Annotated in this window: 21 protein-coding genes; 17 read left to right on the forward strand and 4 right to left on the reverse strand. The window is 45.4% G+C overall.

All coding sequences use genetic code 11. The annotated features are described in order from the left end of the window. From JNC77_RS16630 to nikR, 3 genes are all read right to left on the reverse strand, one after another. A partial coding sequence (locus JNC77_RS16630; protein WP_374834523.1) for a hypothetical protein occupies window positions 1-193 on the reverse strand: 193 nt, incomplete at its 3' end. 101 nt (window positions 194-294) lie between these two features. Then, window positions 295-2,265, reverse strand: coding sequence for an FUSC family protein (locus tag JNC77_RS16635; protein ID WP_374834525.1), 1,971 nt, complete (start codon window positions 2,263-2,265; stop codon window positions 295-297). 219 nt (window positions 2,266-2,484) lie between these two features. Further along, window positions 2,485-2,889: a nickel-responsive transcriptional regulator NikR gene (nikR, locus tag JNC77_RS16640; RefSeq protein ID WP_374834563.1), complete on the reverse strand. Its 405-nt coding sequence runs from the start codon at window positions 2,887-2,889 to the stop codon at window positions 2,485-2,487. 217 nt (window positions 2,890-3,106) lie between these two features. Here nikR and JNC77_RS16645 point away from each other — a divergent pair, with 217 nt between their 5' ends. From JNC77_RS16645 to JNC77_RS16720, 16 genes are all read left to right on the forward strand, one after another. After that, on the forward strand, window positions 3,107-4,339 hold the full coding sequence (locus tag JNC77_RS16645; protein ID WP_374834527.1) for an ArsB/NhaD family transporter: 1,233 nt from the start codon (window positions 3,107-3,109) through the stop codon (window positions 4,337-4,339). A 184-nt stretch (window positions 4,340-4,523) separates the two neighbouring features. Beyond that, entirely contained in the window at window positions 4,524-4,826 is a 303-nt protein-coding gene (locus JNC77_RS16650; protein WP_374834529.1) for an urease subunit gamma, read from the forward strand. Then, window positions 4,810-5,256, forward strand: a complete 447-nt coding sequence (gene ureB, locus JNC77_RS16655; protein WP_374834531.1) for an urease subunit beta — start codon at window positions 4,810-4,812, stop codon at window positions 5,254-5,256. Before JNC77_RS16650 ends, ureB begins: the two co-directional genes overlap by 17 nt. A gap of 38 nt (window positions 5,257-5,294) precedes the next feature. After that, window positions 5,295-7,013: an urease subunit alpha gene (locus tag JNC77_RS16660; RefSeq protein WP_374834533.1), complete on the forward strand. Its 1,719-nt coding sequence runs from the start codon at window positions 5,295-5,297 to the stop codon at window positions 7,011-7,013. A 162-nt stretch (window positions 7,014-7,175) separates the two neighbouring features. Continuing rightward, a complete protein-coding gene (locus JNC77_RS16665) occupies window positions 7,176-7,832 on the forward strand; it encodes an urease accessory protein UreE (protein ID WP_374834535.1) in 657 nt (218 codons plus the stop codon). Window positions 7,833-7,835: 3 nt separating this feature from the next. Next, window positions 7,836-8,558, forward strand: a complete 723-nt coding sequence (locus tag JNC77_RS16670; protein ID WP_374834537.1) for an urease accessory protein UreF — start codon at window positions 7,836-7,838, stop codon at window positions 8,556-8,558. 25 nt (window positions 8,559-8,583) lie between these two features. Beyond that, window positions 8,584-9,231: an urease accessory protein UreG gene (ureG, locus tag JNC77_RS16675; protein WP_374834539.1), complete on the forward strand. Its 648-nt coding sequence runs from the start codon at window positions 8,584-8,586 to the stop codon at window positions 9,229-9,231. 5 nt (window positions 9,232-9,236) lie between these two features. Continuing rightward, a complete protein-coding gene (locus tag JNC77_RS16680) occupies window positions 9,237-10,172 on the forward strand; it encodes an urease accessory protein UreD (RefSeq protein WP_374834541.1) in 936 nt (311 codons plus the stop codon). Between the two features lie 21 nt (window positions 10,173-10,193). Continuing rightward, complete coding sequence (gene yut / locus JNC77_RS16685) at window positions 10,194-11,174, forward strand: urea transporter (protein ID WP_374834543.1); 981 nt, start codon at window positions 10,194-10,196, stop codon at window positions 11,172-11,174. Between the two features lie 45 nt (window positions 11,175-11,219). Next, complete coding sequence (locus JNC77_RS16690; protein WP_374834545.1) at window positions 11,220-12,461, forward strand: ammonium transporter; 1,242 nt, start codon at window positions 11,220-11,222, stop codon at window positions 12,459-12,461. Window positions 12,462-12,638: 177 nt separating this feature from the next. Further along, window positions 12,639-14,186 carry an ABC transporter substrate-binding protein gene (locus JNC77_RS16695; RefSeq protein WP_374834547.1) on the forward strand — a complete coding sequence of 516 codons (1,548 nt, stop codon included), beginning with the start codon at window positions 12,639-12,641 and terminating at the stop codon, window positions 14,184-14,186. After that, the gene (locus tag JNC77_RS16700; RefSeq protein ID WP_374834549.1) at window positions 14,183-15,169 is read left to right on the forward strand and encodes an ABC transporter permease; all 987 of its coding nucleotides are present in this window, start codon (window positions 14,183-14,185) and stop codon (window positions 15,167-15,169) included. The genes JNC77_RS16695 and JNC77_RS16700 overlap by 4 nt, the downstream gene beginning before the upstream one ends. Next, on the forward strand, window positions 15,162-15,989 hold the full coding sequence (locus tag JNC77_RS16705) for an ABC transporter permease (RefSeq protein WP_374834551.1): 828 nt from the start codon (window positions 15,162-15,164) through the stop codon (window positions 15,987-15,989). Before JNC77_RS16700 ends, JNC77_RS16705 begins: the two co-directional genes overlap by 8 nt. Next, window positions 15,989-16,765 (forward strand): ATP-binding cassette domain-containing protein, encoded by a 777-nt coding sequence (locus tag JNC77_RS16710; protein WP_374834553.1) that lies wholly within the window; start codon window positions 15,989-15,991, stop codon window positions 16,763-16,765. The genes JNC77_RS16705 and JNC77_RS16710 overlap by 1 nt, the downstream gene beginning before the upstream one ends. Continuing rightward, a complete protein-coding gene (locus JNC77_RS16715; protein WP_374834555.1) occupies window positions 16,758-17,357 on the forward strand; it encodes an ABC transporter ATP-binding protein in 600 nt (199 codons plus the stop codon). Before JNC77_RS16710 ends, JNC77_RS16715 begins: the two co-directional genes overlap by 8 nt. A gap of 189 nt (window positions 17,358-17,546) precedes the next feature. After that, the gene (locus JNC77_RS16720; protein ID WP_374834557.1) at window positions 17,547-18,110 is read left to right on the forward strand and encodes a hypothetical protein; all 564 of its coding nucleotides are present in this window, start codon (window positions 17,547-17,549) and stop codon (window positions 18,108-18,110) included. 78 nt (window positions 18,111-18,188) lie between these two features. Here the strand turns inward: JNC77_RS16720 and JNC77_RS16725 are convergent, their stop codons facing one another. Beyond that, window positions 18,189-19,385, reverse strand: coding sequence for a benzoate/H(+) symporter BenE family transporter (locus JNC77_RS16725; RefSeq protein ID WP_374834559.1), 1,197 nt, complete (start codon window positions 19,383-19,385; stop codon window positions 18,189-18,191). 103 nt (window positions 19,386-19,488) lie between these two features. Between JNC77_RS16725 and pdxR the strand changes: the two genes are divergently transcribed. Then, window positions 19,489-20,979, forward strand: a complete 1,491-nt coding sequence (gene pdxR, locus JNC77_RS16730) for a MocR-like pyridoxine biosynthesis transcription factor PdxR (protein ID WP_374834561.1) — start codon at window positions 19,489-19,491, stop codon at window positions 20,977-20,979. The last annotated feature ends 372 nt before the right edge of the window (window positions 20,980-21,351 follow it).

Below are 21,351 nucleotides of genomic sequence, written 5' to 3' on the forward strand. Positions count from 1 at the left end.
TCTCCTTGGTGGCTTTTAAAAACAACCACACTATCGCACAAAAGCGGATCAGGAGGCCGTCCACCACATCAAGTCCACTGGCCGGTTGCAGGATATTTGCATCTTTCGCATTTTTTGAAACGCAGCTGATACGATACCGGAAACAGATTGTCGGGAAAAACTTACCAACATGCAAAGAGAGTGCGGAGCACAAGATATTAGGTCTTTTGACACGCCATCCAGACCATCGCATTGTGCTATGGTATTTTTTCATTCGGTCATCTAAATGACCGAATGATTTTTATGCTGAATATTTTATGCTGGCTGGACGCGATTATTCACTGTCAGCTGACGAATGCTGAATGCATTTTCTTGAATGTCGAATAGAATTTTGGATGCTGCATTTGCCAGAGGTGGTGCAACTCTATCAGCAACTTTGGTTTCTATAGTATTATTTTTCTGTATTAAAGATTGCAGAACCTGTATGGTTTGTTGTAGATCTTTTATGTTGGTGGCTGTCTGTTTTTGATCAGATAAACTCGCAAATGTTGTAATGCCATCTGCTATTCTTTCTGCCGCGGCTATCGCCGGAACCCAGGCGCGGGCTTCATCGCTGACAGGTGAAGGTTCTGCCAAGGCCAGTTGAACATGACTTCTTAAATCCGATAAATTTTTATATACTTGTTGTCTGATATCTGCGCTGTCAGTAATTACTGATTTATCGGATTTATTATCAGCAGACGTTATTTCAATTCTTTCTAAGTACGAAGCTAACAACTTTAGAACGGCTGAAAATTCTTTACGAATAGATGAGGGCGCGGTTTTCGGCCAAATCCAATAACCAAAAAAGAGTACAACGCCAGCTCCCATAAGAGTATCTGCCATACGTTGCAGCCCGTAATTCGCGGTTGGTCCTGGTACTAAAAGGTCGATTAGGATAAGAATGAGAGGAGTCATGACGGCACATTGCCAAGCATAACTTTTTGCTCCTGCCCAAGGTATCGTCAGGCTGAAAACAAATACAACAGCCACCAAACTGATATTTTTTGGAAAAATAGCAAAGACTGCAATCGCTACAATAACACCGACGATTGTGCCCAGACTTCGATGTACAGCCCGAACATAAATGGAGCCTGCATCAGATTTCATGATTACTGCCACAGTGAGCGGCAGCCAGTAAGAGCGTTGCCCGGGTACAATGTGCTCTGCAATGAGTGCCAGCAGCATGCAGAAACTTAAACGCAGAGCATTATTAACAACATGGCGGCCAAATATTAAATTTGCCTTGAAATTATAAAGCATTGTTTTTGAGGATTTCATCAGCTTTGAAAAGGAAAGCAGATAATCATCCGGTGTTTTGGTGCCGTATTGATAAAGAATTTCGTTCAAGCTATTCAAATTATAGAGCAGCGAGTTATTATCATGCTGAAGCTTTTCCGGTACATCGATCTTAATTTTTAAAGTAACAGACGCGCTCATTTGATTGAGCCAGCCTGTTACTTGTTTAAGTATTGCTGTATCATATGTACGGCTTGCAATGAGTGCAGTAAGGCGGTCAGTTATCGCCAATATTTCGGCGATTTGTGTTTCACTTTGTGTGCGTCCGTCTTGCTGGGATTGCGTATGGATAAGAGCCTGATAAGCAGCAAGTTGCGCTTGCAAAACATCACTTTGTGCTTTTCTGATGGCCTTTTCTTCGCTGTTTTTGTCGGCAGATATATTGGCGAATTCAGAAAGGTTTTTTAAAAGTTTTGAAAGGAGTTCTATTTCAGGTCTGTTGGGGAATAATTTGGATTCAATTTTTAATAATATAGCCGATAGAACGCCACCCAATAGAAAGAATGCCGGCATGACCCAAATACCGGCTGTGGGAGCTGCGTGAGCAGATACAACAGTCATGATAAGTAGTTGCATACAACCTAAAGCGAAGACTGCGCCATAACTGCTGATGAGACCTGATATAAACGAGATCAATACAATTCCGGCGATTGTCCAAAGGCCATGAGCGGCCAATAGACCACCTAAAAAATAACCGGCCATACCAAAAGGCAATATGATCGTCAGACGATGGAAACAAGTATGGTAGGGGGCATTGGTAAGAGATAATGTTGTTAGAAAACCACCAAGACAGATAAGAATCGTCGGGGTTAAATCGCCTGTTAAAAAACCTATAAGCAGTGGAATACTTGTAACAAGCGCAAGGCGTAGAGATTGGCGCCATGGTAAATCTGTCTTTGGTGCTTTTTTAGACAGATTGTAAAGCCAATGCGCTGGTTGATACAACATATACACTAGACCTGTTTACGAGTGATTTTTATGGTCGATATTTTTGATCTGTTTTTTAAAATTACATCATCAAAGTAATGATGTCTGCATTTCGAGTCTGTTTGTTCCGATTTTATAGTGTAATTTTTTGATGTAATTTAAAAGACTGGACCGACAAATTTTATACGTTCAGGCAGATTTTAAATTATATCGTCAGATATGTGATTTTAATCAGGATTGTTATTTATTGACAGGAATAATTGCTAATTCACCATGTACAACCGCACGCTGCGAGGTGATTAGATCTGAAAAATGTTTGACGTCTTTGACCCCCCCACGCAATAAGCTGACCTCGAGGCAATAATCTTTGTCCAGATGTATATGCATGGAGGCAACGGTCAAATTATGGTGCTCATGATGTGTTGCAGTCAGCCGTTTAGCAAGTTCTCTGGCTTCATGATCATATATATAACTGAGAACTCCGATGCAGTCACTTAGTTGATCATTTTTAACGCGGTAGTTCTTCATCCCCTCCCGGGCAAGATCCCGCAATGCTTCCGAACGATTGCTATATCCTTTGAGTTCAATCATTTCATCGAGTTGATCCACAAGGTCTTCATCCATTGTGATTGTAATGCGCTGCATTATTTCAGAGCCTCTTTTGTCCTGTTCATGCGGATATTTTCGTTTAGGAAAGGATTGTCCTGTTTTCATGTTAGATATGTCATGGCAAAGATGCTATCAGTCTATGCTATATTTTATTATTAAAAATACAATTTTAATAATAAATCGATCTATTCATGAAGAGGCGCCTCGATTAACATCAGGCACAATCATTTTTCATATGTAAGGCTATACAGTAATGGATCAGACCCTTTTAGTATTTATCCTTGTTTACCTCGTCATGGGGCTAGGGATTTTACCGGGGTTTAAGGTCGATCGTACAGGTGCGGCTGTCGTTGGCATGTTGGCAATGATCGTGATCGGCAGCATAAGCGGGAAAGAAGCCTGGATCGCTATTGATTATACCACAATAGGATTATTATTTGGTCTTATGGTCGTTTCATCTACGTTCGCTATTTCCGGATTTTATGGCTGGGCATCAATGAAGTTAGCGACTTTGGATATTAAGCCCTCATTTCTGGTTGCTGTTTTCATTATTGTGGGCGCTGTATTGTCTTCAATATTAACCAAAGATGTTGTCGCTGTAGCGATGGTGCCGCTTTTGATTTCAGTCACAATGGTTCGCTCACTCAATCCGGTACCATTTTTGCTGGCATTTTGCTTTGCCGTTAACACGGGCTCTACCTCGACATTAATAGGTAGTCCGCAAAATATGATAGCGGCACAGACACTTGGAATGTCTTTCAACAATTTTCTTAAAGCAGCAGCGGTTCCTGCATTATTATCACTTCCGATTGTATGGGGGGCTATCGTATTAATTTATCGAGGACGTTGGCAACTTCCGAATATGGCAAAAACAGATAAGCCAATATTAAAGCAGCCGGAACTTGATAGATTGGAAATGGCAAAGGCTTTGATCGTTACTTTTGCTGTTATATTAGCTTTTGTTTTCAGTGATTGGCCACATGAGATTATAGCCCTGGCCGCAGCAAGCGTTTTGTTGATCAGCCGAAAAATATCGTCAAAAGATGTGCTGAAAGAAGTTGATATCGATCTTTTATTGTTGATATCCGGATTGTTCGTGGTCAATGCTGCGATTGCAAAAACAGGTTTGCCTCAGGATTTACTTGGTCATTTGCGCTCTATGGGGCTTGATTTAAATGATCCGTTGTCTTTGTATTTAGTTGGCGGGATTTTGAGCAATCTGGTTGGGAACAATCCTGCCGTTATGTTACTTGTGCCTTATATAAACACGTCCATAGATGTTGATGCTTTGGGCGCAGCTTTGGTTTTGGGGACCGGGTTTTCAAGTAATTTGATTATTTTCGGTAGCTTGGCAGGAATTATTACTGTCGAGCATGCATCTTCAGCTGGTATCAAAATATCTTTTATAGAGTTTTTCCGTGCCGGTGCAGTTGTTACTATGCTTTCAATGGTGATGGCTGGATTTTGGATATATTGGATTACATGATGATAATAGTTTGTTGCATTGATGTTATCGTTATGTTAATGCATTGATATTGTTGATTTTATTATTTTTATGAATTTCAAATAGGCTATATTGATATTATCAATATAGTATGTTTCTTGTTAGTTACATAAGTTGCGTTTTATTATGGCCCGGTTCACTTAGGGTGTTACTAAGGAGGTTCTCAATGCATTTTACCCCGCGCGAGATTGATAAGCTTATGATTTACACGCTTGCTCAGGTAGCGCAGGCACGTAAAGATAAAGGCCTCAAGCTCAACCATCCTGAAACTGTTTCTCTGATTGCAACGGCTGCGCTTGAAGGTGCCCGTGAAGGTAAAACTGTTGAGCAGGTTATGGATTTGGCTCGTAAAGCCATCACCAGAGATGATGTGATGGAAGGTGTTGTTGAAATGATACCTTATGTCCAGGTCGAGGCCGTTTTTACTGATGGTAGCCGTTTGATTACTGTTCATGATCCGATCCAATAGTCCTCAGGGAGTTAACATTATGGCTGCAGATACACCTAAAGTGCCGGTTGGCGGCTTACTTCTCGCTGAAGGCGATATCGAGATTAATGCTGGCTATCCAACAGTAACGATTAAAGTACGTAATACCGGTGACCGGCCTATTCAGGTCGGGTCGCATTTCCATTTTTTCGAAGTAAACCATGACCTTGAATTTGATCGTATGCAGGCCTTTGGTAAACGTTTGAATATTCCTGCAACGACTGCATTGCGCTTTGAGCCGGGTGACGAAAAAGAAGTCGTTCTGGTTCCTTATCAAGGTAAGCAGCGTGTCATTGGCTTCAATAATCTGGTCGATGGCTGGGTTGGAGATGAAAGCTACAATGATGCCCGTCCTCGCCTGGCCGATGCGATGGGGCGCGTTGAAATGTACGGTTTTAAAAATAAGCCGTAAGCAGCTCCCTTAAACATACTAGCGAACAGGTTTTTGACATGGTTAAAATTTCCAGAAAGCAATATTCGGATCTTTATGGTCCAACGACTGGCGATAAAATTCGTCTTGCTGATACCGATCTTTATATCGAAATTGAAAAAGATCTGCGCATTTATGGTGAAGAGGCTGTTTACGGTGGTGGCAAGACCTTGCGTGACGGCATGGGCTACGACAATGAATTGACCAGTGCTGCCGGTGCGCCCGATCTTATCATAACCAACGTGACAATCGTTGATGCTAAACTGGGTGTTATCAAAGCGGATGTCGGCGTTAAAAATGGCCTGATCTGTGGTATTGGTAAAGCTGGTAATCCGGCAATTATGGACGGCGTTACTCCAGGACTTGCGCTTGGTGCTGCAACTGATGCGATCTCCGGCGAACATTTGATCCTCACTGCCGGTGGTATGGATGCGCATGTGCACTATATTTCACCGCAGCAGGCGCAGGCAGCTTTGAGCAACGGTATTACGACGGTTTTTGGTGGCGGTATCGGGCCAACCGATGGCACCAATGGTACCACGATCACCCCTGGTACCTGGAACGTCGAAATGATGCTTCGTTCTTTCGATGGATGGCCGGTTAATGCGGGTGTTCTTGGTAAGGGCAACGTTTCTGCCGCTCTGCCAATGGAAGAACAAATTCGCGCCGGTGTTGCCGGTCTTAAAATCCATGAAGACTGGGGCAGCACACCGGCAACAATCCGTGCAGCACTTGGTGTCGCTGACCAATATGACATTCAGGTTTGTATCCATACTGATACATTGAACGAAGCTGGTTTCGTTGAAAATACCATTGCCGCTTTTGAAGGCCGCACAATCCACACCTACCACACAGAGGGTGCTGGTGGTGGTCACGCACCTGATATTATCCGCGTAGCCGGTCAGTCCAATGTGTTGCCTAGTTCGACCAATCCGACGCTGCCTTATGGTATCAACTCGCAGGCTGAATTGTTCGACATGACCATGATCTGTCACAATCTCAGCCCGAAAATTCCGACCGACGTTGCTTTTGCTGAAAGCCGTGTGCGTCCGGAAACGATTGCGGCTGAAAACGTTCTGCATGATATTGGTGCAATTTCCATTATCTCCAGTGACAGTCAGGCAATGGGCCGCATCGGTGAAAATTGGTTGCGTGCTATTCAGACCGCGCATCTGATGAAAACCCGTTTTGGTGCTTATGAAGGTGACACTTCAGGCAATGACAATCAGCGCGTGCTGCGTTTTGTTGCTAAAGTGACGATTAATCCGGCAATTGCACAGGGGATTTCCCATGTGATTGGTTCGGTTGAAGTCGGCAAAATGGCTGATCTTGTGCTTTGGGAGCCGGCATTCTTTGCTGCCAAGCCTAAGATGGTCATCAAGGGTGGTTTAATTTCGTGGGCAATGATGGGTGACCCGAATGCATCGCTGCCGACACCTCAGCCCGTTATTTATCGTCCGATGTTTGGTCAACTCGGTTCGGCACTGCCGAAAACCCGTGTTACCTTCACGTCCCATGCGGCGATGGAAGACGGCATTGTTGAGCGCTATCAGTTGCAGTCACAGGTTATGCCGGTCTACGCCACCCGTACTGTTGGTAAAAAATCGATGGTGCGCAATGATGCATTGCCAACAATCGAAGTTAATCCGGAAACATTTGCTGTTACAGTCGATGGCAAGCATGCAACCGTTGAACCGGCGACAAGCATTCCAATGGGCCAGCTCCATTTCTTTAGCTGACGGGAGATTACGGGAAGGCAATCACAACGCCTTCCCGTAACTTTTATAGAACAATAATGTTATTCGACATCAGCACTGAGTGTGTTCTTTTGAGAGTTAATATACAGTCTTTGGAATTGTTCAGAATGTTGATGCGTATTTAGCTAAGCTTCCGGAGGAAGTATGATTCTCGTCGAGAAAATTCTTGGTAATATTAAAGATACGGTTTGGCATGAGCGTTCACATCATGCGAAGGTTGATCATCTCGTATTGGAGCAATGGGAAGCGCCAAAGAGCCGTCTGCGTAAAACCAGTGAAGGTGGTCTCGAATTAGCAATTTCTCTGCCTCGCTCGGAACATCTGCAAAATGGTGATGTTCTTTATTATGATGATGAAAATAATATCATTGTAACAGCACGTATTGCACTTAAAGAGGTGTTGGTTATTGAACTTCAGGGGCTTGAAGCACTTGAGCCTTTGGAGATTTTGCGTACCTGTTTTGAACTTGGGCACGGATTAGGTAATCAGCATTGGCCTGCCGTTATCAAGGGCTCAACTGTTTATGTTCCGCTCTCTGTGGATCAAAAAGTTATGGCTTCGGTTATGCGCACCCATGCCTTTAGTCACGTGAGTACACGCTTTGCTCCAGGTGAAGAAATTGCGGCATTGTTAGACGCAAAAGAAGCGCGGATGTTGTTTGCTGGTGCTGATGCAACTCCGCATCATCACCATGATCACGTACATTCACATACCCACTCTCATGACGATAATCATTCTCACGATCATGAGCATGAGCACGACCATCATCACAGTCACTCCCACGATCATCATCACGGGTAAGTTATGTCAGGCATAAAACATTCGGCATTCTCGAATATGCAAAATATGGCGCTGCAGGCACGCTTGCAGCAATTTGCAGATTCGACCTTGCCGGTTGGATCATTTGCTTTTTCCAATGGCTTGGAATCCGCAATTCAAACCAAAATTGTCAAAGATGCTGCCAGCTTGAAGCAATTTGTCGAACTTGTGTTACGTCAGACTGCTCACATGGATGGTATCGCATTTTTGCATGCCCACCGTGCTTATAAACTGGATGATGAAGCTACAATTATCGCTGCAGATTATGAGCTGTGGGATCGTCGTATGGGCGAAGAACAGCAGATGATGCTTTCCCGTATGGGTAAGAAATTTGCTGAGTTAGCAATCAAAATTGATGATTTTCCGTGCCTTCATAGCTGGCTCAAAAAGATCAAAACAGGTCAAACGCCAGGATGTTATCCTGTCGGTCAAGCCTTGGCGCTGGCGCATTTGGGCGCTGATGAACAGCAAGCTTTCGTCATTCATCAATATGGCGTCGCTACCATGATCTTAAGCGCTGCAGTTCGTTTGATGCGGATTGATCACCTTCAAACCCAGCGCATTCTCTTTGAGGTGCAGGAGCGGGTCGAAGGTGATTATGTTGCTATTCAGGATTTGTCACTAGACGAGATGTCCAGCTTCGCACCCGTTTTTGATGTTTTGGTTGCCCATCACGTGAAAGCCTTTGTTCACCTGTTCATGAACTGAATAGTGTTAATCGCAGGAATAAATTATGAAAAAAATTACCCGTATCGGCATTGGTGGACCTGTAGGCTCTGGAAAAACTGCCGTTATTGAAACGCTTACTCCCCGCTTGTTGGAACTCGGCATTAAACCGCTGATTATTACCAACGATGTGGTTACGACAGAAGATGCCAAACAGGTACGTCGTACATTGAGCGGCGTTCTTGTTGAAGAAAAAATTGTTGGTGTAGAAACAGGTGCTTGCCCTCATACGGCTGTGCGTGAAGATCCATCAATGAATATTGCCGCCTGTGAGGAGTTGGAAGAAAAATATCCTGACAGTGATGTTATTTTAATTGAATCGGGCGGTGATAATCTCACCCTGACTTTTAGTCCTGCTTTGGCTGATTTTTTCATTTATGTGATTGACGTGGCCGGTGGTGAAAAAATTCCACGCAAAAATGGTGCCGGTGTCTGCCAATCAGATATTCTGATTATTAATAAAACAGATCTTGCACCTTATGTTGGAGCAAGTCTTGAGGTTATGGAGCGTGATTCCAAACTCGTACGCGGCAAAAAACCTTTTGTTTTCACCAATTGTAAAACGGGTGAAGGTGTTGATGAGCTCCTGCAGCTTGTTCTCGATATGGCACTGTTTGACGTAGAGACGAAACGTCCAGCAGAAAATGCCGGATAATTACTATGAGATTGCATGAAAGACTAAGTCACATTGATAAAGCGCGTGAATTGCGTAATTACCATACGCAACCTGCACAAATGCGCGCTGCCGGTCCTGGCAAGATCGGTGAATTACGTTTGGGTTTTTCCATTCGTAACGGACGCTCGGTCTTGCATGATCTTTATCGTGTGGCTCCTCTTTTAGTACAACAAGCTTTGTACTGGGATGAGGCAATGCCGGAACTCCCTATATGCTCAATTATTTCCGTTGGTGGTGGTATTTTGCAGGGAGACCGGTATAAAATTGATATTACGGTCGGTGAAGCTGCCTATGCGCAGGTTAATTCGCAAAGTGCCAATCGTATTCATCGTATGGATGCCAATTATGCGTCGCAATATCAGACTGTAAAACTGGAAGCTGGGTCATATCTGGAATATCTGCCGGATTTTACGATACCCTATCGCGACTCGCGCTTTATCAATCATACAGACATCACCATCGATGAGAGTGCCACACTGCTCTATGGAGAAATGGTGATGTCCGGCCGTAAATATCATCACGAAGATGAGCGTTTTGGTTTTGATTTGCTTTCTTTGCAGATGACCGCACGTCGTCCTGACGGGAAGCGATTGTTTGTTGATAAGATTTTGATTGAAAAGGGGAATTCCACCATTGATTTTGCTGCAGTCATGGGTGGTTTTGATGCGTTTGCCAATATTGTTTGTATCACACCGCCTGATATTGCAGCGCGGATTAAAGAGCGTGTTGCTGTTAATTTCAGCACTGAATCACCGCGTGTGATTTCTGGTGCTTCCACACTGCCCAATAATGCCGGATTGATTTTACGCGTAGTTGGCCTTGAAAGTTATGATGTCCGCGCTGAAGTCAAAAACTTTTGGAAAATTGTGCGTGAGGAAGTTCGGGGGCGGACTTTACCTGAAGAATTTCTATGGCGTTAAAAGGCAAAGGGGGGCTTTGAGATGGTAGTGAAGAAGGATAATTTTCTATCAGTTTACCTGCGTGGTGCAAGTCAGGTTTTCTTTATGGAGAATGCTGTAACGGGATTATTATTTCTTATTGCGATTGGTTACGCCTCATATTTAAGCGGCATATGGGCTATAGCAATTGGTGCAGTCATTGGTCTTTTTGTGGCAACTGTCACCGCACAATTGCTTGATTGTGATGAAGGCTCAATTAATTCCGGTCTTTTCGGATTTAACGGTATATTGGTAGGGGCAGCGTTACCGACATTCATTACTGCTTCCCCGCAATTATGGTTTTACATCATCATTGGTGCCGCTATCAGTACGGTTGTTACTGCAGCTTTTAGTGCAACATTGACAAAAAGCTGGGGTATTCCGGGTTCGACAGGGCCATTTGTTTTGACTGGCTGGCTCATGGTGGCCGGTGCTTATTCATTTGGTTCGCTGAATGTGTCCGGTGATGCAGCAAAACTTGCATCTGATTATATGAGCGGCACGACTGTTATCCCTTCCGTAATGGAACTGGTAGAAATATTCTTTCGCAATATAGCCCAAGTCTTTTTGCTGGGCAGTGCAGTGAGCGGTGTGATTATTCTCGCCGGTATATTTATTGCTTCAATACCGGCAGGTATTGCAACAGCAGCCGGATCATTGATCGCACTGATTTGTGCCATTGTTATGCGCGCTGATCCTTCGGTTGTTATTCAGGGATTATACGGTTTCAGCGCTGTTCTGACAGCACTTGCAGTCAGTGTAATCTTCCTTAAAACGTCGACCAAGGTTGTTATTTACGCCGTTTTGGCAACAATCGCGACGGTATTTGTTCAAGGTGCATATGATGTGATTATGTCACCTTTTGGTTTACCTTCATTTACCGCACCTTATGTGCTGACAATGTATCTGTTTATCGCACCGAAGAAATTTCTTGCGCCACATCCGCACAAGCCAGTTGTGCAGCATCAGCTGCACGACAAATAGGTTCATCTAAATTAAGTTTGAATTTGCGCAAAGAGAGAAAAACCAATGCAAACAATCAACGCAGGTGATACAGCCTTTATTCTAATCTGTACGGCGCTGGTGTGTATGATGACACCGGCACTGGCCTTGTTTTATGGCGGTCTCGTCAAACAGCGTGACGTCCTTTCCATCATGATACAGAATTTTGTCTGTATGGGTGTTGTCGGTCTCATCTGGGTTTTTGGCGGTTTCAGTATGGCATTTGGGCCATCTATAGGTGGTGTTGTTGGTGATATTCGTACCTATTTCGGTATGTATCATGTTGGTATTGCACCAAATGCCGAGATGGCTCCCAATATTCCCTTTATTATGGTTTTCGCATATCAGATGATGTTTGCGATCATCACACCGGCTCTGATGACCGGCGCTATTGTGGGGCGTATTCGCTTTGCATCCTATCTGATCTTTGTTGCACTCTGGACCATCATTGTTTATTTGCCTGTTGCACACTGGGTTTGGGGCGGTGGTTTCCTCGCTAAACTTGGTGTTGTGGACTTTGCCGGTGGTATCGTCATTCACGCTTCAGCAGGTTTTTCAGCTTTGGCAGCAGCCAAATATCTGGGCAAGCGAAAAGTTGCACCGGGTTCAGCTAAAACAGAGCCGGCAAGTTTGCCGATTGTTGCGGTCGGTGCAGGCCTTTTGTGGTTCGGCTGGTTCGGCTTTAACGCGGGTGGTGCCTATGCAGCAGATGCTTTGGCGGCATACGCTTTCACAAACACCATGCTTTCCGGGGCAATTGCAATGCTTGTCTGGATGTTCTGGGAGTGGAAAGAAACAGGCCATCCATCTTTCTCGGGTATTCTGGTCGGCGCAGTGACTGGTCTTGCAACCATTACTCCGGCCGCAGGTTATGTGGAGCCAATGGCGGCATTGCTTATTGGTGCGGTCGGTGCATCCGTTTGCTTTAATGCAAAATATGTTCAAAAATGGCTTAAGGTCGACGATACACTGGAGGTATGGCGCGCTCACGGTGTTGGCGGGGTTACCGGTGCATTGCTTATTGGTGTTGCAGCAAGCTCAAGCATCAATGCGGTCTCCGCCAGCCTCTACCAATTTGGAGTTCAGGCTCTGGCGATTGTTATTGTCGCAGTATATGCATGGATTGTCACAGTAGTTCTTCTTAAGATTCTGGATTCAACCGGTACACTTCGTGTCTCGGATGAGGTGCAGATGGAAGGCCTTGACGATAGTATGTACGGAGAAAGCGCTTACGGGCTTTGGGGTATCAAACAACGTGCCGATAAGTAGTATTTCATTGATATAAAAGATAAATATACTTCTATAAAGCGCCTGTGTATAGATTTTCATGGGCGCTTTTTTGTTTTTTGCTATGTAAGAATTATGATTATTTTTCTGTTTAAGTATTGCGTTGGCTAAGTAAAGAAGTATGATAATTTTAAAAGATCATCATACTGGGAGAGCATTTTGAATTGGACATCTGTTTCATGCGCCGTCGTTACAACGCTCAGTCTTATGACAGCAGTGCATGCCGCGCCAAAAGAGTCGCTTGTTCTTGCCATCGGCGGTGAGTCTGATAACGGTTTTGATCCGCTGACCGGCTGGGGTACTTATGGTAATCCATTATTTCAATCGACCTTGTTGCGCCGTGGTATCAATCTTGAAACCATTCCGGATCTTGCAACTGCATGGTCTTTGTCGGATGACAGAAAAATATGGACTGTCAAACTGCGCGAGGATGTGCAGTTTTCCGACGGTACACCAGTCACTGCAGAAGACATTGTCTTTACTTTTAATAATGCAAAAACCTCTGCTAATTCACTGGATTTAGCTGTTTTGGAAAAGGTGGAGGCCGTTGACGATCATACTGTCCGCTTCGCTTTGACTAAGCCTTGGATTACCTTTGTTGAAGCTTTTTATACGCTCGGAATTGTACCAGCCAGCAGTTATGGGTCTGATTACGGACGCAAGCCAATTGGCTCCGGTCCCTATAAACTGGTGTCTTGGAATGAAGGTGAACAGCTGATCGTTGAGCGAAATGATGCTTATTACGGTGAAAAATCTCCGTTTAAGCAGATTACATTCCTCTTTACCGGAGCCGATTCAGGGCTGGTTGCTGCAAATGCTGGGGCTGTTGATTTGGTGGCTGTACCTTCACAATTGGCTGACGCCGTTCCCAATGGATTTCGTGCAGTACCGGTGCAGACCGTCGACAATCGTGGAATAAGCCTGCCATTTATCAAACCCCAAACCATTGACGGGCGTAAAGTCGGCAATGCTGTGACATCCGATCCGGCAATCCGCAAGGCCATCAATATGGGTATTGACCGTCAATTGGTCGTCGATGTAGCTGTACAGGGACATGGCACACCTGCTTACGGCCCGGCCGATGGTTTGCCATGGGCCGGGAAGGCCGATCGTGTTGATTTTGATCTTGATGGTGCCAAGGCGCTTCTGGATGAAGCGGGCTGGATTGTGGGTAGTGACGGCATCCGCAGCAAAGATGGTGTGCGTGCAGCGTTTGCTCTTTACTATCCGGCCAGTGATGCCAGTCGCCAAGCCTTGGCTGAAACATCCGCTGAATTACTTCTGCCGTTAGGCATTGAAGCAACACCGCGTGGCGGGAGCTGGGATGCTATCGGACAGGTTATGCATTCCGAACCGATTTTGTTTGGTTTTGGCAGCCATTCACCTTATGAAGTTTATTCTTTGTTTGCCGGTAAAGTGGCCGGTATCGAATATATGAACCCAACCTATTATAGTAATCCTAAAGCGGACGAGTTTTTCGAAAAGGCTCAAGCCGCAGAAAGTATCGAGGCATCGATGCCGTTCTGGGCTGAAGCTGCGGATTATTATGGTAATAAAGGTGATAATTCATGGGCATGGCTGATTAATTTTGACCATGTTTACCTCGTCAATAATTGTCTTGATATGGGTAAAACACAAATTGAACCACATGGTCATGGTTGGCCGATTACAACAACAATTGCCAATTGGCGCTGGACCTGCAATTGAAGCTATCTTTATTGCATCTGATCACACTGCAATTGCTCCGGCTGATCGGGTTGGTCGTGTGTGTCGCCTTTTCAGTTTTTATGCTGATGAAGATGTCACCAATTGATCCGGTCAACATTTATCTTGGCCCTGCAATTGCAAAGGTCGGGCCGGAACAAAAATTGCAAATTGCCGCTATATGGGGGTTGGATCGCCCCTATCACGAGCAATTTTTAAGCTGGGCAGGCGGCTTGTTGCGTGGCGATCTTGGTTACAGCATTACTTATAATACCTCGGTTGCAGAGGTTTTGCGCGGGCGTATTGGCGCAACACTTGCACTGGCAGGTTTTGCTTGGCTGCTTTCAGGTCTTCTTGGCTTTATCCTTGGTTTGATTTCTGCCTCCTTCGAGGGAAGCTGGATCGATCGCTCCATCCGTGTCTATTGTTACGTGCTTGCTGCAACGCCGACATTCTGGCTGGCAATGCTGATGTTGACGGTCTTTTCTGTGCAGCTGGGTTGGACACCAATTTGCTGTTCGGGGCCAATCGGCGTTCCCTTTGATCAAGTAACATGGTGGCAAAGCATCCATCATTTGATTTTACCGCTTACGGTGTTGACGCTTTTTGGCATAGCGCAAATTACGCTGCATTCGCGCGCTAAATTGATTGAAGTCCTGCGCTCTGATTACATCGTCTTTGCGCGCGCCCAAGGGGCCAGCCGCATTGATTTGATTTTGCGTCATGGCGTTCGTAATGCTGCCTTACCCGCACTCACCGTGTTTTTCGCATCGATAGGGGAAATATTTGGCGGAGCTATTCTGGCTGAACAGGTCTTTGCATGGCCGGGGCTTGGAAGAGCAACGGTTGAAGCCGGTATGCGCGGTGACGTACCATTATTATTAGCCATTGCCATTGTAACGACGGTGATCGTTGCAACCGGAAATATGATTGCAGACCTTCTTTATCGGCTTGTCGATCCGAGATTGCGGAGGGTGCATGACTAGTCAGGTTTTGAATGGTCGTATCCGTGCTGCTATCAGTACGACATTTGCTTTGGTGTTAATCTCGGCAATTGTGATCGCTGCATGGGCCTTTGGTGATAGTGGCATTCGAGCTGATTTTAATGCACGTAATCTATCACCATCATGGAGCCATTGGTTTGGCACAGACCAAATGGGCAGAGATATGTTTGCCCGTACATTACATGGTCTGACATTAAGCCTTCGTGTGGGTATCCTCGCTGCAGGTTTTTCCGTCATCATTGCTCTTGTTATTGTCTTACTTGCGGGTTTTGGCAAAATTGCTGACGCGATTTCCTGTTTTATCATGGATGGCGTGCTGTCGATGCCGCATCTGGTTCTCTTGGTATTGATTTGCTTTGCATTGGGCGGCGGTACCCAAGCGGTCATCATTGCTGTCGCTATTTCTCATTGGCCGCGTTTTGCACGCGTGCTGAGAGCTGAACTCATGCAGATCCGTTCCGAGCTATGGATTGAAGCTTCAAGAAGCTTTGGCCGTTCTCGTGCATTTATTTTGATCAATCACATAGTGCCGCATTTGTTGCCGCAAATGTTTGTCGGGTTTTTATTGATGTTTCCGCATGCGATATTGCATGAAGCAAGCCTGACATTCCTGGGCTTTGGTCTGGAGCCATCCCGTCCAGCTATCGGCATTATGCTGTCAGAAGCAATGCGCCATATTAGTGCTGGGCGATGGTGGCTTGCTTTATTCCCGGGTATAGCGCTTTTAATTATGGTTTTAAGCTTTGATGTGCTGGCCAATGGTTTGCGCCGCCTGATTAATCCGCGGGAGGCGCAAACCTGATGCTTGAGATCAACTCTTTTTCTCTCTCTTTCCGCCGATACAAAAGCTTTTTTACTCAGGAAAATATCACCCGATTGAATGATATAAATCTCAAAATAAATGAAGGAGAGATGCTTGCGGTTATTGGCCATTCAGGCGCGGGAAAAAGCTTGCTGGCGCATGCAATTCTTGGCCTTTTACCTCAAAATATTGACAAGAGCGGCGAGATTTTTTTCAAGAATAAACGGTTAGATGAAAAATATTCAAAAAGAATCCGTGGCAAAGAAATAGCACTATTACCGCAACAGATCAGTTATCTCGATCCAACCGCGCTTGTTGGGTCGCAAATTCGCTGGGCTGCTCAAAGAGCAGATGCCGAACCGGAGGTTGTAACGCGGCTTGCTGCTGTTGGTCTTGAAGAAAGTACCGCATATTTATATCCGCATCAGCTTTCTGGTGGCATGGCGCGAAGGGTTCTCATGGCACAAGCAACAGCAGGCGGAGCAAAACTGCTGATTGCCGATGAACCAACTGCGGGGCTTGATCCGGAAAGTCGTAACAATATGCTGGATAAACTGCGTAAATATGCCGATGATGGCGGAGCGGTTATGTTAATCACCCATGATCTGATCCCGGCACTGTCGCGGGCAGACAGTGTTGCTCTTCTCAATGAGGGCGAACTATGTTGCTTTGCACCAACCTCTGCTTTTGCAGGAAAAGGTGAGGCGCTTTCGTCGGCCTATGCGCAAGCAATGTGGCAAGCCTTACCCCAAAACGGTTTTTATACTCATGCTTGAAGCACATCAAATCAGTGCAGGTTTTGGTAAGACTGTTTTGTTCTCTGATGTTTCTTTGAAATTGAAACGGGGAAATATTTATTGTGTTTACGGCCCTTCAGGATGCGGTAAAACAACTTTAGGGCGCACACTTGCAGGTTTGCATGCACCATCCAGAGGAACGATAACGCTGGGTAATAAAACAGCTTATTCAAAAACAAGTTGGCCAGTTCATTATCTTTATCAGAACCCGCTTCATGCAATGAATCCCCGATGGAATATCGGCAAAATTATTACTGAATCCGGCCCTGTAGATCATGCACATGCAAAAAGGCTTGATGTACGCGATGAATGGATGGAGCGTTATCCGCATGAGCTGTCAGGCGGCCAATTACAACGTGTTTCAATCTTACGTGCTCTTGGTGCGAAACCTGAATATTTGATAGCAGATGAAATTACTGCGGCATTGGATCCGGTCGCGCAAGCCCAGATATGGCAGCTATTAATGCATCTGGTAAAAGAGCATAATATGGGCATACTTGCTATCAGCCATGATATGGATCTGTTGAAGCAAATAACACCACAAGGCAATTATTTAAATTTTTTTGTATAATTGAAATTCATGCTCGGGGTTCATTGATTTCATTACAATATTATTATTGTTATGACCTATTTGAGATAGCGCTTGTTCCGTTTTGCGGCGTTCAGGCCATATCAGTATATTGCTTGTGGAGCGTTTACTGTTTTTAGGTAACCCCTAATTGTGATGACTGCGGCATAAGAACGTATGCGGAGTGATGATTTGATTAAATTATTGAGTATTAATGTTTTTGTAGGCTTGATGATGCCTGTAGTTGCATCCTCTGCACAAACTTTTGATGTTTGTCATGGCTATGATTGCTATTATAAAACAAAAGTAACGCTGACATCTAAAGATGAACAGCGTATTCGCAATCTCTTGCAGAAATCCGAACGCAATGCAGCGGATGAGAGAAAAGCATTGCGGACTGCCGTTGCCATTTTTGAAGAGCGCAGCACAATTGTTATTGGTGTACGTGACAAACCTAAAATGGAATTTGGTAAAGGCCGTGTGAAAGGTCAAATGGATTGTGTCGATGAATCGGTCAATACTGATCATTTTTTACGATACTTGCAATCCCGTGGCTGGTTAAAGCATCATACGGTGTCACGCCGAACAACACGTGGTTCGTTTATTGACGGACGCTATCCGCATTGGACAGCTGTTATAGAAGATAAATCTGGTGTGAAATGGGCTGTGGATTCCTGGTATGAAGCAGGAGGCGGTTTGCCCGATATTATGCCGCTTCAAGACTGGAAGCGGCGCGGGTATAATGGTGAGCGTTAATATTGAAAACGAAATAAAAAGCTCCGGGATATTCCGGAGCTTTTTGCATTTAAAATGATCGTTTAATAAGCGATTATTTTATCGTCTTTTGGGCATCTTTACGTTTAACAACAGATGCGAAAACAAACCAATAACCAGACCCCAGAATGCTCCGCCAATTCCAAACATATTAATATTGGCGGCCGATGCTAAAAACGTAATAAGTGCAGCTTCGCGTGAAGATGGATCAGACATTGCACCTGCAAGACTGCCGCCAATGGTTCCAAGCAATGCCAGTCCGGCTAAAGTTGTGATAAATGTTGCAGGAAAAGCCATGAAAACGGCGGCAAGTGTTACGCCAAAGACACCAACCAGAATGTAGAATATGCCCGCTGCTATACCTGCAATCCAGCGTTTTGACGGATCTTCGTGGGCTTCACGACCGGTTGCAATGGCCGCAGTGATCGCAGCTATATTGAATGCATGTGAACCAAATGGCGCCATAATGAGCGAGCCAAGACCGGTGGTGGTTACAATCGGATTGGCACTGGTTTTAAAGCCGTCATTACGTAAAACCAGCATTCCAGGCATATATTGACCCGTTAATGTGATCAGAAATAACGGTAGCGCGACACTTAATAAGGCATTGAGTGTGAAGACCGGCATCGTGAATACCGGATAAGCAAATTGCAATTTTAAGCCGGATAAATCGACCTGATTCCGGAATAGTAAAAAAGCCAAACCGATAATCAAAATGCCGACAACTGCATAACGTGCGGAAAAACGCTTCAGTAAAAGATAGAATGTGACCAGCAGGCCGACGAGCTTGGGATCAACACTGGCACCACCGAAAGCTCCAATCCCGAACTGCAACAGAATGCCTGCAAGCAAACCTGAAGCAATGCCGGTGGGAATGAGTTTGATTAGTTTTTCAAAATAACCTGAGATACCAAGTAGGATAAAGGCCGCAGCCGAGAGCATATAGGCGCCGATTGCTTCATTATAAGGCGTAGTTGCCAATGCTGTGACGAGAAATGCGGCTGCAGGTGTCGACCATGCAGTGATGAGTGGCTCCCGATATTTCCAGCTCAAAAACAAACCGGTGACACCAACACCAATTGAAACCGACCAGACCCATGATGCGGTTTGTTCTGGTGTGAGGCCTGCAATCCGAGCGGCCTGAAAAACCAAAATAAAGGTGCCGCCATAATTGACAATAACGGAAATCAGGCCCGCGACAATCGGATGGGGCAGGTCAGTGAGTCTTATTGGCGAGGAAGATGGATGTGCCGACATTGTGGCCTCCGTGAAGCAAGAGAGCGTTTGAATTTTTTTCTTGACTTCTACCCTATCATTGGCCTGATAATCCCTGCCAATTTAGCAGGGATGGCCAGACCAATTGTTTAAAAATTCGCAACTGGAAACTGTGAAGACATGGTTGGTTAATCCGGCGCATGCAGCCATGCCACTTCATGCCCGCGTGCAAAGAGCGATCAGGCAATTAATTCTTGATGGTGTGTTGGCTGCCGGTAAACCACTGCCGCCGTCTCGGGGGCTTGCAAAATCTCTTGGCGTTTCACGTGATACAGTCGAGACGGCTTATGTGCAGCTTCATGCCGACGGCTTTATCGAGCGACGTGTGGGCAGTGGTAGCTTTGTTGCGGAAGTGAGTGATTTTCGTACCCGTCAGCGGCGTATTAAACGTGAGGGCGTTACATTAAAACCTGAGAGCTTTTTAAGTAAGCGTGGGCAAGCAATGTATGCTGGTGGTGGCGTGCATGAAATGTTGCATCCGCATTGTTTTGCGCCAGGTGTACCTGAAACGCGAAATTTTCCGTTAGCGCTTTGGGAACGTTTGGGGCGGCAAGTTCTAAAAGAAATTGGTCATGATGCATTGTTGCATGGGGACCCGCAGGGAACGGAACCTTTGCGGCGTGTCATTGCTGATTATGTGAATTTAGAGCGTGGTGCCCGCGCGACGGCTGATCGGGTGTTGATATTGACCAGTTCGCAGCAGGCGATGACATTATGTGCAAATGTTTTGTTTGATGCAGGCGAGCGGATTTTTATTGAAGATCCGGTTTATCATGGTGCCCGACGCGCCTTTGATGCCGCCGGTATTGATTTGATACCGGTGCGTGTTGATGGTCAAGGAATTGCAGTTGAACCTGTTTTACAAGAGCAACGCAACGTAAAAGCTGTTTTTCTAACGCCATCCCATCAGTTTCCGACCGGTGCAACTTTGGCGCTGGAACGTCGCTTGGCATTGATTGATTGGGCGGCTGAGCGAAAAGCGTGGATCATTGAAGATGATTATGACAGCGAATTTCACTATGCCGGTAAACCTATGGCTTGTGTACAAGGACTCGATCCGCATGAGCGGACAATTTATATTGGTACATTCACCAAATCTCTTTTTCCGGGGCTTCGGATTGGTTATGCGGTTTTGCCGCCACAACTGGTGAAGCCGATGACAATTGCCCGTACGTTGCTTGACGGTCACACGGCATCACTTCCGCAGCTCACTTTGGCGCGCTTTATCGAAGGCGGACATTTTGGCGCTTATGTACGGATGATGCGCAATATTTATGCCCAAAGGCTGGAGTTGCTGACAAGGTTGGTGCGTAGCCATCTGGCAGACTTTGTCGAGCCGCGCATACCGACAGGCGGCTTGCAAATGCCGTGCATTTTAACCTGTGACATTGCTGAAAATAGCGTGATTGAGGCTGCCCAAAGAGCGGGTATTGCCTTAACGGGATTGTCATCCCTTCATGTAATGGGAAATGTAAAGAACGGTTTTCTCATGGGATTTGCAGCCTATACACCACAGGAACTGGAAAGCGGAGTTAAAAAACTGGCGGCGATTTTTCATGGTTTGAGGCGACATTGAGCCGTTAATAGCTTCTCCTGTTCATCGCTAGAGCTATGTATTTACTGTGTTTTTAAGGTTTATTATTACGATTATTGACGATGTTAATGTATTTGTTAATTTTTTGCTTTCTGCAGTGGCGGCGAAGGTGTTAACGGCGATGCTACGTCTGCTAGAGGAAAAGAAGCGCAGCTCTTGCCTGGCGGCAAGACTCATGGCGGCCGCGATACAGCACAATAACGGGTTTTTGGTCCGTTGGAAAAGACCGGCAGCAATCGCTGGGAATTGGACACAGTAACTTTAACCTGAGGTCGGCCGTAATTTTACCTATGATGCCGTTATTACGCGGCTTTGAGGCATGCGATTTTCGTGCCATATATTTTTAGCGGTGTG

This window comes from Paenochrobactrum pullorum, assembly GCF_041929845.1.
GTDB lineage: Bacteria > Pseudomonadota > Alphaproteobacteria > Rhizobiales > Rhizobiaceae > Paenochrobactrum > Paenochrobactrum pullorum.

Bases quoted from the DNA above. Each gene is read 5' to 3' on its own strand.
- JNC77_RS16635 (WP_374834525.1), bottom strand. From the start codon at position 2,265: ATGTTGTATCAACCAGCGCATTGGCTTTACAATCTGTCTAAAAAAGCA.
- nikR (WP_374834563.1), bottom strand. From the start codon at position 2,889: ATGCAGCGCATTACAATCACAATGGATGAAGACCTTGTGGATCAACTC.
- JNC77_RS16645 (WP_374834527.1), top strand. From the start codon at position 3,107: ATGGATCAGACCCTTTTAGTATTTATCCTTGTTTACCTCGTCATGGGG.
- JNC77_RS16650 (WP_374834529.1), top strand. From the start codon at position 4,524: ATGCATTTTACCCCGCGCGAGATTGATAAGCTTATGATTTACACGCTT.
- ureB (WP_374834531.1), top strand. From the start codon at position 4,810: ATGATCCGATCCAATAGTCCTCAGGGAGTTAACATTATGGCTGCAGAT.
- JNC77_RS16660 (WP_374834533.1), top strand. From the start codon at position 5,295: ATGGTTAAAATTTCCAGAAAGCAATATTCGGATCTTTATGGTCCAACG.
- JNC77_RS16665 (WP_374834535.1), top strand. From the start codon at position 7,176: ATGATTCTCGTCGAGAAAATTCTTGGTAATATTAAAGATACGGTTTGG.
- JNC77_RS16670 (WP_374834537.1), top strand. From the start codon at position 7,836: ATGTCAGGCATAAAACATTCGGCATTCTCGAATATGCAAAATATGGCG.
- ureG (WP_374834539.1), top strand. From the start codon at position 8,584: ATGAAAAAAATTACCCGTATCGGCATTGGTGGACCTGTAGGCTCTGGA.
- JNC77_RS16680 (WP_374834541.1), top strand. From the start codon at position 9,237: ATGAGATTGCATGAAAGACTAAGTCACATTGATAAAGCGCGTGAATTG.
- yut (WP_374834543.1), top strand. From the start codon at position 10,194: ATGGTAGTGAAGAAGGATAATTTTCTATCAGTTTACCTGCGTGGTGCA.
- JNC77_RS16690 (WP_374834545.1), top strand. From the start codon at position 11,220: ATGCAAACAATCAACGCAGGTGATACAGCCTTTATTCTAATCTGTACG.
- JNC77_RS16705 (WP_374834551.1), top strand. From the start codon at position 15,162: ATGACTAGTCAGGTTTTGAATGGTCGTATCCGTGCTGCTATCAGTACG.
- JNC77_RS16710 (WP_374834553.1), top strand. From the start codon at position 15,989: ATGCTTGAGATCAACTCTTTTTCTCTCTCTTTCCGCCGATACAAAAGC.
- JNC77_RS16715 (WP_374834555.1), top strand. From the start codon at position 16,758: ATGCTTGAAGCACATCAAATCAGTGCAGGTTTTGGTAAGACTGTTTTG.
- JNC77_RS16725 (WP_374834559.1), bottom strand. From the start codon at position 19,385: ATGTCGGCACATCCATCTTCCTCGCCAATAAGACTCACTGACCTGCCC.